The organism is Polaromonas sp. P1_F4 (assembly GCF_056405675.1).
Genome location: NZ_JBFUBP010000002.1, coordinates 199,588 through 212,671, shown reverse-complemented (window position 1 = coordinate 212,671; position 13,084 = coordinate 199,588). Strand labels below are relative to the sequence as shown.

The following is a 13,084-nucleotide window of genomic DNA, read 5'->3' as shown; positions in this document are numbered from 1 at the left end:
TGTTTGCGCTTGGTCTATATGAGCTGGAGGCCGATATGAGCCCTATAACGGCCTGTATTGACTTCTCGGACCCGCACGACAATACAGCGCCACGCCTGCGCCGTGCTTTCGGCACGCCGCGCGCGGTGCTGGTGGCGCGCACGCTCGACGAGGTGCGGCAGGTGCTGGATGCCGTGCAGGCGGCTTCCACGCAGGGCGCCTGGTGTGTGGGTTACCTGCGTTATGAAGCCGCACCGGCTTTTGATGCCGCCCTGAGGGTGCACGAAGCCGACGGGCCGCTCGCCTGGTTTGCGGTGCATGACGAAGCGTTGCCCTGGCCGAAAACCAGTCCGAAGATCGCGCCGCACGCAGGTGTAGAGGTGCAGTGGCAACCGGGGCTGGATCGCCCGGCTTTTGACGAGGCGCTCGACACGTTGCAACAGGCGATTGCCAACGGCGCGTACTACCAGGTCAATTTCACGGCCCAGATGACAGGCCGGTTGCTGCCGGGCCAGCATGCCGCGCCGGCCCATGCCTTGTTTGGCGCCCTGCAGCGCGCGCAGCCCGGCGGTTATGCGGCTTTCCTGGATACCGGTGATGAGCAGATCTTGTCGGTGTCGCCCGAGCTGTTTTTTGACTGGCGCGACGGTCAGCTCCTGACACGGCCGATGAAAGGCACAGCGCCGCGCGGTACGACCCCCGAGAGTGATGCAGCCCAGGCCGAAACGCTGCGCACGTCAGTCAAGGAGCGTGCCGAGAACGTGATGATCGTGGACCTGCTGCGCAATGATCTGTCGCGCATCGCCGAGCCCTTCAGCGTGCACGTGCCGCGTCTGTTTCACACCGAGGCGCTGCCCGCAGTCTGGCAAATGACTTCTGACGTCGAGGCGCGCACGCGGCCCGGCTGTAGGCTGGCCGATGTGTTTGCCGCGCTGTTCCCCTGCGGTTCGATCACCGGCGCACCCAAGGTGCACGCCATGCAGGCCATTCATTCACTGGAAGCCGGGCCGCGCGGTGTTTACTGTGGGGCGATTGGTGTGGTGCAACCCGGCGGCGCGGCGACTTTCAACGTGCCAATCCGCACTGTCAGCCTGCGTGGCGCCCAAGCCCGCTGTGGCATCGGCAGCGGCATTACCTCGGGCTCTGTGGCTGAAGGGGAATGGCAGGAGTGGCGCCACAAGCAGGCTTTTCTGGCGCGCGCCAGCATGCCCTTCGACATTCTGGAAACCCTGGCGCTGGAGGCGGGCCACTTGCGTCATAGGGACGACCACCTGACGCGTATGGCGGCTTCGGCTGCGCACTTTGGCCACCGATGGGATGCCGTGCAGGCCCATGCGTGTCTGCAGGCATTGGCGCAGGCGCACCCACAGGGCCTCTGGCGAGTGCGCCTGTTGCTCAGTGCCAGCGGAAAATTCACCGCTCAGGCTTATGCCATGGAACCGTCACCGCCCCAGGTGCGCCTGCAGCTGGCCGACAGGCCGCTGGACGCGACGCACGGCGAATTTGTGCGCTTCAAAACGACGCGACGCGCGCATTACGATGCTTTCACGCCGACCGCCCCCGGTGTGTTCGACAGCGTGCTGTGGAACGCGCAGGGTGAGATCACCGAATGCACACGCGGCAATATCGCCATGCGGGTGGACGGCCGCTGGGTTACGCCGCCGCTGGCCTGCGGGCTGTTGCCGGGCGTGGGCCGCGCGCTGGCGCTGCAGGCGGGCCGGCTGGCCGAACGCGTCGTGCGGGTGGAGGATTTGCCGCGCGTTGAGGCGCTGGCATTTGTGAACAGCCTGCGCGGCTGGATAGATGCGACCCTTGTCTGAGGCCGGTTCGCGTTAAAGCTTTTCCTTGACGTAGGACGCGCGGTCCATGTCCACCATCTCCACGCTCAGCTGCACCATCACGCCTGCGGGCCGCGGGGTCAGGCGGCGCAGCACGCTGGCGATGCGCTCACCCAGGTCCTTCTTGGCTTCCGGCGTGCGGCCCGACAGCAGGCGCAGCTGGGCATGCACAAAAGCGCGTGAGGCCGGCGCCGTGCCGATTTCAAAATCGTCCAGCGCGACCAGCCGGGTTTTCAGGTCGGACTCATCCTGTATTTCAGGGCTGGCGGCGACGGCCTGGTTCAACGCCTGAAGCGCTTCGGCCTTGGGAAAGCCGGCCAGATTGCTGGAGTATTCAACGGTCAGGTGGGGCATGTGGGTTCCGAATTAAAAGTGGCAAAATTTTTTCAGGGAAGATCAATTTTCGGGCGGTACCAGCACGGTAGGAACAGCCTGTCCAGCGGTGCCTGGGAAGTCGCGGCTGAAATGCAGGCCACGGCTTTCGTGCCGGCCATGTGCGGAGCGGACGATCAGGTCCGCCACCTGCACCAGGTTGCGCAGCTCCAGCAAGTCGCGCGTGACGCGAAAGTTGGCATAGAACTCCTGGATCTCCGCGTTGAGCAGAGCAATGCGGTGTGCTGCGCGTTCGAGGCGCTTGGTGGTGCGCACTATGCCCACGTAGTTCCACATGAAGCGGCGCAGCTCGTCCCAGTTGTGCGAGATCACCACGGCTTCGTCGGCATCGGTAACCTGGCTCTCGTCCCAGGCGGGCAGGGCGGGGACTGCGGCCGGCGCCAGGGCATCAATCGCCTGGGCCGTGGCGCGTGCGAGCACCACGCATTCGACCAGCGAGTTGCTGGCCAGGCGGTTGGCGCCGTGCAGGCCGGTGCAGGCGGTTTCGCCCACGGCATAAAGGCCCGCCACATCGGTGCGTCCGGCCAGGTCGGTTACCACGCCACCGCAGGTGTAGTGCGCGGCCGGCACCACCGGGATGGGCTGGCGCGTGATGTCGATACCGAGCTCGAGGCAGCGCTTGAGGATGTTGGGGAAGTGCTCCTGCAGAAAAGCCGGGCTCTGGTGCGAGATGTCCAGGTAGACACAGTCGAGGCCGTGCTTTTTCATCTCAAAGTCGATGGCGCGGGCCACCACGTCGCGCGGCGCGAGTTCGGCCCGCGCGTCGTGCGCCGGCATGAAGCGCCCGCCGCCGGCCGAGGGCGGCAGCAGCAGCTTGCCGCCTTCGCCGCGCACGGCTTCCGTGATCAAAAACGATTTCGCGTCCGGGTGGTAGAGGCAGGTCGGGTGGAACTGGATGAACTCCATGTTGCCCACGCGGCAGCCGGCCCGCCAGGCCGCGGCAATGCCGTCGCCGGTAGCGGTGTCGGGGTTGGTGGAATAGAGATACACCTTGCCCGCGCCGCCGGTGGCCAGGATCGTGTGGCCGGCGCTGAAGGTCAGCACCTCGCCGCTGGCGGTGTCGAGCACATAGGCACCATAGCAGCGGTTACCAGCTTGTTTGAGATGCCGGTCGGTGATGACGTCGATCAGCATGTGGTGCTCATAGAGCGTGATGCCGGGCGTCTGGCGGACCTGCTCCATCAGCGTGCGTTGCACGGCGGCGCCGGTGGCGTCGGCCGCGTGCACGATGCGGCGCTGGCTGTGGCCGCCCTCGCGGGTCAGGTGCAGCTCTCCCGGGTGGCCGGCGTCTTCGGAAAAGGCCACGCCCAGCGCACGCAGCCAGGCAATGGCTTCGGGCGCACCCTCGACCACAGCGCGCGTGGCAGGCAGGTCACAGAGACCCGCACCTGCGACCAGCGTGTCGCTCACATGCTGCTCCAGCGAGTCGCCCTCGGCCAGCACGGCCGCCATGCCGCCCTGCGCCCAGCCGCTGGCCCCATCGCCAAGCGCACGTTTGGTCACTACCGCCACACGCCGGCCCGGCGCCAGCAGCAGCGCGGCAGACAGGCCCGCCAGGCCGCTGCCGATGATGAGGACGTCGAAGTTGTGTGAACCCAGGCTGTCGGAGGTCATTGATAAGTCACTCACCGTTGAGATGGAAACCAGGTTTGTTCACGATGCGCAGAATGCTCTTATGCAAGCAGGGGCCGCGGGACTGGCTTCGCCAGACCGCAGGCGCAGCGGCCCCCTCGGGGGGCAGCGCATTACACGAAGTGAAAAGCGTGGGGGCAATATTTAAGCGGGCGTGTATGCCAGCCGCACATAGATAGGCGCAAAAGCCTCCGCCTGCGTCACTTCCAGCAGGCCTTCTTTAGAGAGCTCGAGCAGCGCGATGAAAGTCACCACCAGCACCGGCATGCCGCGCGTGGCGTCGAATAAATCTTCGAACTCGAGGAACTTGCGGCCCTGCAGCTTGCGCAGCACGATGCTCATGTGCTCGCGCACCGAGAGCTCTTCGCGGCTGATGACGTGGTGCTGGATCAGGCGCGCGCGCTTGACAATGTCGCGCCAGGCGTCCTGCAGGTCCACGATGTGCACATCCGGAAAGCGCGGCTGCAGCGATTGCTCGACATACACCTGCGCACGCAGGAAGTCGCGGCCGAATTGCGGCACTTCGTTGAGCTTGTGGGCGGCCAGCTTGATCTGCTCGTACTCGAGCAGGCGACGCACCAGCTCGGCGCGCGGGTCTTCGGGCTCCTGGCCCTCGGCGACCTTTTTGGGCGGCAGCAGCATGCGCGACTTGATCTCGATCAGCATGGCCGCCATCAGCAGGTATTCGGCCGCCAGTTCCAGGTTGGTGGAGCGGATCTCATCGACATAGGTGAGGTACTGGCGCGTCACAGCCGCCATCGGGATGTCGAGGATGTTGAAGTTCTGCTTGCGGATCAGGTACAGCAGCAAGTCCAGCGGTCCCTCAAACGCCTCCAGGAAGACCTGCAGCGCATCCGGCGGGATGTACAGGTCGTGCGGCATGGCAAACAGCGGCTCGCCATAGAGGCGCGCCAGCGCCACCTGGTCGATCACGGCGGGCATGTCCGGGCTCAGGGCTGCGGACAGCTCCTGCCCGGCGGCCGGCGGCAGCTCCTGGGGGGACGGTGAAAAAGGGATTTGGGACATGAAAGAGGCCGAAGCGGTGAATGCGCCAAAGATTTGCTATGAAAAATATAGCTGCTTGCGCTCGTCCTGCAAGGGCTTAAGGCCTGTTTGTCTTCTTATTTTCCGTTCGGGTGGCTGCTGGTGCCGTAGACGTAAGGCTGCTGGGGCACCTTGGCCTCGCCGTATTCCGCCTGCTCGGTGCGGTTCAGGTTTTTGTCCCACAACAGCGCGCGCCCGGCGCGTTGCTCGGCTTCCAGGGTGGGCTTGTTGGCCTTCAGCTGGTCGATGAACTGCGTCGTATCAGAGGTGTAGTCGGAGCGGCGGAAGAAGTTGAGGAGGGACATGGGTCTAAACTGCCTGAATCGTATAGTTGGCTGATTTTACCGGGGTCTGCCTTGCGCTCCTTGTTACCACCTTTCCCACCCTCCTTTGCACCGGCCCGAACGGGCTTTTCGGCACTTTTTTCCGTCAGGACGTTCATCTGTATGGGTCTGCTCTCATTTGTTCTGGGTCTGGTGGCGTGCGACGCGCAGCGCATTGCCGAACTGGAAGAAGGCGTGGCCACGGAAGCCGATGTACGCGCCCGCTTTGGCGAGCCCGAGAAGGTGTGGGAAGCGGCCGACATGGCCGAAACGCCGCAGCCCGGCTCTGCGGCGGCGCCGGGCGCCCGCACCTTCGAATACAACCGCCAGCCGGAGGGCAAGGTCAACTACATGATCACGATAGGCGCGGACGGCAAGATGAGCGCGCTGCGGCAGGTGCTGACGCCGCAAAATTTTGCCAAGGTGCAGCCCGGCATGCGCATGGAGCAGGTGCGCAAAATGCTGGGCAAGCCGATGAAGGTCACCACGTACGCGCTGAAGCAGGAAACCCATTACGACTGGCGTTATATGGAGCCCCCGTCGGCGGCACGCATCTTTACCGTGGTGTTTGACCGGGACCTGAAAGTGGTCAGCACGGGCTCGGTGGACGATGAAAGCGCGAGCTCCTCAGGCGGCAATCGCTGACGTGCCGGGTTTTATATACAAAAAGTGGCTGCAGCCCAATAGGTACGGGCGCAAGCAGCTCCTGTTTTTATAGCGTTTCAATTTTCTCCAGGAAGCCCGAGCGCAGCATCACGGCCCGCGGCTGGGCATTGAGCCCTGCCATGACCAACCGGCCGCCGCGCAGCACGATGGCCTTGTGCAGCTGCTCCAGCACATCGAGCCCGGAGGTGTCCAGCGACTGCAGCGACTGCACGTCCAGCCGCACCACCAGGCCTTTGGGCGAGCTTTCCACCACGTTCAGGATGGGGTCGAGCTTGGCGACCGCGCCAAAAAACAGCGAGCCGTACAGCTGGAAGCTGGCGCCGTCCGCACTGCGCGAGACCTCCACCACCTGAAACAGGGTGCTCATGCGCCGTACAAACAGCACACAGGCCAGGATCAAGCCGACCTGCAGGGCTACCGTCAGGTCAAAGACCACGGTCAGCAAAAACGTTCCCAGCATGATGAGCCGGTAATGGCTGCTGGCCTGGCGCAGGTGGGCGAATTCGCGCCACTCGCCCATGTTCCAGGCCACATACAGCAGGATGCCGGCCAGCACCGCCAGCGGCACATGCACGGCCAGCGGGGCGGCTACCAGCACCACGACCGCCAGCGTGAGGGCATGCACCACGCCGGAGACGGGGGATGTGGCGCCCGAGCGCACGTTGGTCACCGTGCGGGCGATGGTGCCGGTGGCGGGCATGCCGCCAAAAAAAGGCACCACAAAGTTGGCCACGCCCTGGGCCATCAGCTCCTGGTTGGGGTCGTGGCGCGGCAGGCCGGAAATCTGGTCGGACACGCGCGCGCAGAGCAGCGACTCCACCGCACCCAGCAGCGCAATGGTGATGGTGGGGGCCACCAGCAGCCGTACTGTTTCCCAGGAGAAATCGGGCAGGGCAAACACCGGCAGCGCCCGCGGGATGCCGCCAAACCGGGTACCGATGGTTTCCACGGGCAGGCTCAGCAGATAAGCAAAGGCGGTGAGTGTTACGAGCGCCACAATCGGCCCCGGCATGCGCGACGCCATGCGCGTGGCCCGCTTGAGCTGCACGCCTTCGACCGCCTGCATCAGCCTGATCAGGCGCGTGGTGAAACCGCCGGCGCTTCGCGTGTGTGCGGCAAACAGCTTGGGCCACACAAAGAGGCCAAGCAGGCAGGCCAGCCCCAGCCCCAGCGCGTAAGGGTTGAAGCTGTCCAGGTGTTCGCCGATCACACGCAGCTGCGAGAAAAAATCGGCCGGCATCTTGGGCACCACCAAGCCCAGCAGGTCCCTGACCTGCGACAGCACGATCAGCACTGCGATGCCGTTGGTAAAACCCACCACGATGCTCACCGGCACGTAACGCACCAGCGTGCCCATTTTGAAAAAGCCCAGCAGAAAGAGCAGCACACCGGCGCAAGCGGTGGAGATCAGCAGGTTGGCCAGGCCGTAGCGTTCAAGAATGCCGTAGACAATGACGATAAAGGCGCCGGCCGGGCCGCCTATCTGCACCGCCGAGCCGCCCAGCGCAGAGATCAATGCGCCTGCGATGATCGCCGTCCAGATGCCTGCCTCGGGCTTGAGGCCGGAAGCGATGGCAAAAGCCATGGCCAGGGGCAAAGCCACAATACCCACCGTGACGCCGGCCCCGGCATCCTTGAAAAACCGTTCGCGGGTGTAGCCGGCAAGCGCTGAAAACAGGCGAGGGCGAAATGGGGCGAGATAGGCCGGTAAATGCATCATGCGGCTGGCGTGTGGTGCGGGATTTGCGTGGCTGGTGGTGCGGATGATGGCCCGGACGACAGCGCAGATAACCGCGCAGGCGAGAATGCGGAGATTGCGCGTCCCGTATGACTTTTTTCCATTGTTCGAAGCCTCAACATTCGGTACATTAGAAGGTTTTGTTAGGTAGAAATAGTTACTTTTCGTGTGATTTCAGGGCCGAATCATCAGTGTCGTCCCGTTTTGATCATCTGCGTATGGTTTTTTGGGGAAGTGATTGTTTGGCCTTTTAAGTTTTTTGTCTGCAATGCCGCCGCGCCTTTCTGCCTGCCTGGCGGCCTTGCTGTTGGCCCACGCTGCGGCTGTTGCACAGGAAACGGCCGTCCCGCCTTCCCCCGTCGCGGCTGTTGTTGCACAAAGCGTGCCGTCCGCGGGCTACGACGTGGTTGGCCAGGGGCTGGTGCTGGTCGACAGTACCGGTTCGCTGACGTTTGAGCAGGTTCACAGCCGTTTTGAAGCCGGTGAAGGCGAGCCGGCCAGGCCGGAACAGATCATGCCGACCGGCGACGGGCGTGCCTTGTGGTACCGGTTGACGCTGCCTGAGGTGAGCCAGCCCACCCGGGTCATGCTCACGACACCGCATCCCAACATGGACAGTGTCTCGCTGTACCGCCCCTCGCAAGACCCCCTCACTGCGGAGCAATGGCAAATCAGGCGCTCAGGTGATTCCATCCCCGTAGCCGAGTGGCCGGTGCGCCACCTGACACCGGCGTTCGAGATGCTCCTGCGCCCCGGTGAGACGCGGCCCACTTACCTTCGGGTCACCCACAACTATCCGATCAGCATGCACTGGGTCCTGTCCGATCCGGGCAGTTTTCACGAGCAGTCCAAGCAATGGCACCTCCTGCTGGGGGTGTACATCGGCCTGGTGCTGCTGATGGCGCTGATGAGCGCTTTCCACGCGGTCTCGTGGCGTGATTCCATCCACCTGTTGTATGCCGGTTATGTGCTGGTCGTGGCGCTTGGCCAGTTGTCGCTGACTGGCCTGGCGGGAGAATTTTTCTGGCCTCGCAATGCCTGGTGGAACGACTGCGCGCCCGTGGGGCTGTCGCTGGCCACTGCCGCATTGCTGCATCTTGTGCTGCGCCAGATGGTGGTTGACCGCGATGTGCCCTGGCTTTCCCGCGGGCTGCTGGCCATGACCGTTCTGGGCTTTGCGATCGTGCTGGCCTTCCTGGCTCTGGGGAACAAGTCGTCTTTCAACCTGGCCACGCCTTACTACATCGGAAGCATCGCCGTTTACCTTTTTGTTTCCGCCTGGTACACCTGGCGCCGGCCGGCCGTGGGTATCTGGGTCATGGCCGCGATGGTGTGCCTTACGGTTGGCTCGATCTTCCCCATCCTGCGCACGCAGGGCATGATGTCTCTGGGCACGGCCACGCAATTCGGCGCGCAAATCGGTGCCGCCCTGGAAATCCTTTTCCTGATGATGGCCCTGTACCTGCGCAGCCGCGAAAAGCGCGACAACCAGGTGCGCGTCGGTGCGCTGACACGCGTCGACCCGTTGACCGGCCTGGGCAATCACCGTGTGCTGCTTCAGCGGCTCGATGCCCTGCTGATTCGCCAACAGCGCGACCCCGGCGCGGGCGCGGTGGTTCGCATCCGGCTGGGCAATTCCATTGATATCCGGCAGGACTACGGCATGGAAGCGGCGCAAAGCGCGGTAGTCCAGGCCGGCGCCTGCGTGACCAGCGTTGCGCAGGAAGGCGATACGGTTGCCCGCCACCGCGATGGAGACTTTGTGCTGATCCTGCAGGGGCACCTGACACGCGGGGCGCTCACCGACATCGGCCAGCGGTTGATTGCCCGCGGACTGGCCGACAGCCCCAGCCTGCCGCCCAACACCGTGCTGCAGTTCAAGGTCGCGGTGGCCGAAGCGCCCTTCAGGGAAGGCGATGCAACGCAATTGCTGCACTCGCTGGGCCTCGTGCTTGGCGAGCTTTCCAGCCGTTCGGGGACCGGCCTGCGCTTTGCGGCCGGGGCGGCGGATGCCAGGAATTCGGCACCGGCCTGACGCAGGCGGCGTTGCGCAGCAAACTCAGTGAATGCGCATGCCCGGTGTAGCGCCCGGCAAGGGTTCCAGCACATAGATGCCGGGTTGGGCTTTTTCGTCCGCGTGGCTGGCGGCCAGCACCATGCCTTCGCTGATGCCGAACTTCATTTTTCGCGGCGCCAGGTTGGCGACCAGCACCGTGAGTTTGCCGACCAGGTCTTCGGGCTTGTAGGCTGAAGCGATACCGCTGAACACGTTGCGCATGCGGCCTTCGCCGGCATCCAGCGTCAGGCGCAACAGCTTGGTCGAGCCTTCTACGGGTTCGCAGTTGACGATCTTTGCGATGCGCAAATCGACCTTGGCGAAATCGTCAATGGTGATGACAGGCGCGATGGCCTCGCCGCCGGGCACAGTGGCTTCTGCTATCAAATCAGTAGCTGCTTGCGCCGGTTCTGCCTGGGCTGGGGACTCAAACAGTGCTTCAAGTTGCTTGATGTCGACGCGTTGCATGAGGTGCTTGTAGTCGCCGATCAGGTGGTCGTTACCTAGGCTGGAGACGGCATCCGCAAACGTCAGCGGTTTGACTTTCAGGAACTCTTCCACCTGCGCCGCCAGGGCGGGCAGCACAGGCTTCAGGTAGACCGTGAGCAGGCGGAAGGCCTCGATACATACCGTGCAGACATCCTGCAGGCGCGTGTCCATGCCTTGCTGCTTGGCCAGCTCCCACGGCTTGTTCTGGTCCACATAGGCATTCACGCGGTCTGTCAGCAGCATGGTTTCGCGCAGGGCTTTGGCAAACTCGCGGCTTTCATACAGCGGCTCTATCGTTTCCTTTGCGGCGCGCAGGGCGTCCAGCAATGCCGTGCCATCGGCAGACACTTCGCCCAGCTTGCCGGCAAAGCGCTTGGCGACAAAGCCCGCAGCGCGGCTGGCGATGTTGATGTACTTGCCCACCAGATCGCTGTTGACCCGCGCCATGAAGTCGTCGGCATTGAAGTCGATGTCTTCGTTCTTCGCATTGAGCTTGGCAGCCAGGTAGTAACGCAGCCATTCGGGGTTCATGCCCAGGCTCAGGTACTTGAGCGGGTCCAGGCCGGTACCGCGGCTTTTGCTCATCTTCTCGCCGTTGTTCACCGTGAGGAAACCGTGCACAAACACGTTGTCGGGCGTCTTGCGGCCGCTGAAGTGCAGCATCGCCGGCCAGAACAGCGTGTGAAAGGTGACGATGTCCTTGCCGATGAAGTGGTACTGCTCCAGCCCCGGCGTCGCCATGTAGGCGTCGTAGTTTTCGCCGCGTTTTTCCAGCAGGTTTTTCAGTGAGGCGAGGTAGCCGACCGGCGCGTCCAGCCAGACATAAAAGTACTTGCCCGGCGCGTCCGGGATTTCAATGCCGAAGTAGGGCGCATCGCGGCTGATGTCCCAGTCGCCCAGGCCTTCGCTTTGAGTGCCGTCGGGGTTGGTGCGGACGCTGAACCACTCCTTGACCTTGTTGGCGACTTCAGGCTGGAGCTTGCCGTCCTGCGTCCACTTCTCCAGAAAGTCCACGCAGCGCTGGTCGGACAGCTTGAAGAAAAAATGCTCCGAGTTTTTGAGCACCGGCGTTGCGCCCGACAAGGCTGAATACGGGTTGATCAAGTCCGTGGGGGCGTACACCGCACCGCAGTTTTCGCAGTTGTCGCCGTATTGGTCTTTGGTCCCGCACTTGGGGCAGGTTCCCTTGATGTAGCGGTCCGGCAGGAACATGTTCTTTTCAGGGTCAAAGAACTGCTCGATCGTTTTGGTCTCAATCAGCCCGGCCTTTTTGAGGTCCAGGTAGATCTGCTGCGCCAGCTGGTGGTTTTCCGGCCCGTCGGTCGAATGCCAGTTGTCAAAGCTGATGTGAAAACCGTCCAGGTAGGGCTTGCGGCCCGCGGCGATGTCGGCCACAAACTGTTGCGGCGTTTTGCCGGCTTTTTCGGCGGCAATCATGATGGGTGCGCCGTGGGCGTCGTCGGCGCCCACAAAGTTCACCGCATGGCCCTGCATGCGCTGGAACCGCACCCAGATGTCGGCCTGGATGTATTCCATGATGTGGCCGATATGGAAATTGCCATTGGCATAGGGCAGGGCGGTGGTGACAAACAGGCGGCGCTGGGACATAAGGGGCTTTATGGCTAGGGGAGAGGTAACCCGCGATTTTAAGTCGCCCAGCCTCGAGCCTGCCCCGGCAAGCCCCCATGACCCCAGGGCTGGCGGCGCGGCGTTAGACTTCACGCCAACCCCTGCCGCCGGTTACCGTCCTCAAAGCGCCCGGCCCGCCAGTCAGATTCACTGAGTTTCAACGGAGTATTTCCCCATGTCCCTGGACCAACAGGCCGTCTTGAACGCCGTGCAAACCGTGCTGGACCCCAACACCGGCAAAGATTTCGTCACCACCAAGGCCCTGAAAAACCTGCAGCTCAGCGGCGACGACGTGTCGTTTGATGTTGAACTGGGCTACCCGGCCAAAAGCCAGATCGCCGGCCTGCGCAAAGGCCTGATCGCCGCCGTCAAGGGCGTGCCGGGTGTCGGCAATGTCTCCGTCAACGTCAGCTTCAAGATCGCCAGCCACAGCGTGCAGCGCGGCGTGCAGCTGCTGCCCAACGTCAAGAACATCATCGCCGTGGCTTCCGGCAAGGGCGGTGTCGGCAAAAGCACCACCGCCGTCAACCTGGCCCTGGCCCTGGCGGCTGAAGGCGCCAGCGTCGGCCTGCTCGACGCCGACATCTACGGCCCCAGCCAGCCCATGATGATGGGCATCGAAGGCCGGCCCGAGAGCGTGGACGGCAAGAACATGGAGCCGATGGAGAACTACGGCATCCAGGTCATGTCCATCGGTTTCCTGGTCGCGCAGGACGAAGCCATGATCTGGCGCGGCCCCATGGCCACCCAGGCGCTTGAGCAGTTGTTGCGCCAGACCAACTGGAAAGACCTGGACTATTTAATCGTCGACATGCCGCCTGGCACCGGCGACATCCAGCTCACGCTGTCGCAGCGCGTGCCCATGACAGGTGCCGTCATCGTCACCACGCCGCAGGACATCGCGCTGCTGGATGCCAAAAAAGGCATCAAGATGTTTGAGAAAGTCGGCGTGCCCATTCTGGGCATTGTCGAAAACATGGCGGTGCACATCTGCAGCAACTGCGGCCATGCCGAGCACATCTTTGGCGAAGGCGGCGGCAAGAAGATGGCGGCCGACTACAAGATGGACTACCTGGGCGCCTTGCCGCTGGACATCCAGATCCGTCTGCAGGCCGACAACGGCCGTCCCACCGTGGTGGCCGATCCCGACGGCGAAGTCGCCGGCATCTACAAGGCCGTGGCGCGCAAGATGGCCGTCACCGTGGCCGCGAAAGCCAAAGATTTCTCTGCCAAGTTTCCGACCATCACGATCTCCAAAAATACCTGAAGACACCTGAAAACCACCTGAGGTTGTCAC

10 protein-coding genes are annotated in these 13,084 nt (G+C 63.4%); 4 read left to right on the top strand and 6 right to left on the bottom strand.

Annotated features, from left to right (window positions below; genetic code table 11):
• The first annotated feature begins 35 nt into the window (after positions 1 to 35).
• Positions 36 to 1,799 (top strand): aminodeoxychorismate synthase component I, encoded by a 1,764-nt coding sequence (gene pabB, locus AC1DYQ_RS05940; RefSeq protein ID WP_477686013.1) that lies wholly within the window; start codon positions 36 to 38, stop codon positions 1,797 to 1,799.
• Positions 1,800 to 1,811: 12 nt separating this feature from the next.
• Here pabB and AC1DYQ_RS05935 read toward each other — a convergent pair whose 3' ends face one another.
• The 4 genes from AC1DYQ_RS05935 to AC1DYQ_RS05920 form a co-directional block, all read right to left on the bottom strand.
• On the bottom strand, positions 1,812 to 2,171 hold the full coding sequence (locus AC1DYQ_RS05935; protein WP_477686012.1) for a 5-carboxymethyl-2-hydroxymuconate Delta-isomerase: 360 nt from the start codon (positions 2,169 to 2,171) through the stop codon (positions 1,812 to 1,814).
• 42 nt (positions 2,172 to 2,213) lie between these two features.
• Positions 2,214 to 3,824 (bottom strand): L-aspartate oxidase, encoded by a 1,611-nt coding sequence (gene nadB, locus AC1DYQ_RS05930; protein ID WP_477686011.1) that lies wholly within the window; start codon positions 3,822 to 3,824, stop codon positions 2,214 to 2,216.
• A 162-nt stretch (positions 3,825 to 3,986) separates the two neighbouring features.
• Complete coding sequence (locus AC1DYQ_RS05925; protein ID WP_477686010.1) at positions 3,987 to 4,868, bottom strand: segregation and condensation protein A; 882 nt, start codon at positions 4,866 to 4,868, stop codon at positions 3,987 to 3,989.
• A 95-nt stretch (positions 4,869 to 4,963) separates the two neighbouring features.
• On the bottom strand, positions 4,964 to 5,191 hold the full coding sequence (locus tag AC1DYQ_RS05920; RefSeq protein ID WP_457279614.1) for a DUF3460 family protein: 228 nt from the start codon (positions 5,189 to 5,191) through the stop codon (positions 4,964 to 4,966).
• A gap of 141 nt (positions 5,192 to 5,332) precedes the next feature.
• Here AC1DYQ_RS05920 and bamE point away from each other — a divergent pair, with 141 nt between their 5' ends.
• Positions 5,333 to 5,854, top strand: coding sequence for an outer membrane protein assembly factor BamE domain-containing protein (gene bamE / locus AC1DYQ_RS05915; RefSeq protein ID WP_477686009.1), 522 nt, complete (start codon positions 5,333 to 5,335; stop codon positions 5,852 to 5,854).
• A 67-nt stretch (positions 5,855 to 5,921) separates the two neighbouring features.
• Here the strand turns inward: bamE and AC1DYQ_RS05910 are convergent, their stop codons facing one another.
• Positions 5,922 to 7,592: a SulP family inorganic anion transporter gene (locus AC1DYQ_RS05910; RefSeq protein ID WP_477686277.1), complete on the bottom strand. Its 1,671-nt coding sequence runs from the start codon at positions 7,590 to 7,592 to the stop codon at positions 5,922 to 5,924.
• Positions 7,593 to 7,881: 289 nt separating this feature from the next.
• Between AC1DYQ_RS05910 and AC1DYQ_RS05905 the strand changes: the two genes are divergently transcribed.
• A complete protein-coding gene (locus AC1DYQ_RS05905) occupies positions 7,882 to 9,648 on the top strand; it encodes a sensor domain-containing diguanylate cyclase (RefSeq protein ID WP_477686008.1) in 1,767 nt (588 codons plus the stop codon).
• A 24-nt stretch (positions 9,649 to 9,672) separates the two neighbouring features.
• Here AC1DYQ_RS05905 and metG read toward each other — a convergent pair whose 3' ends face one another.
• Positions 9,673 to 11,766 (bottom strand): methionine--tRNA ligase, encoded by a 2,094-nt coding sequence (gene metG, locus AC1DYQ_RS05900; protein ID WP_477686007.1) that lies wholly within the window; start codon positions 11,764 to 11,766, stop codon positions 9,673 to 9,675.
• Positions 11,767 to 11,962: 196 nt separating this feature from the next.
• Here metG and apbC point away from each other — a divergent pair, with 196 nt between their 5' ends.
• Positions 11,963 to 13,054: an iron-sulfur cluster carrier protein ApbC gene (gene apbC / locus AC1DYQ_RS05895; protein WP_477686006.1), complete on the top strand. Its 1,092-nt coding sequence runs from the start codon at positions 11,963 to 11,965 to the stop codon at positions 13,052 to 13,054.
• The last annotated feature ends 30 nt before the right edge of the window (positions 13,055 to 13,084 follow it).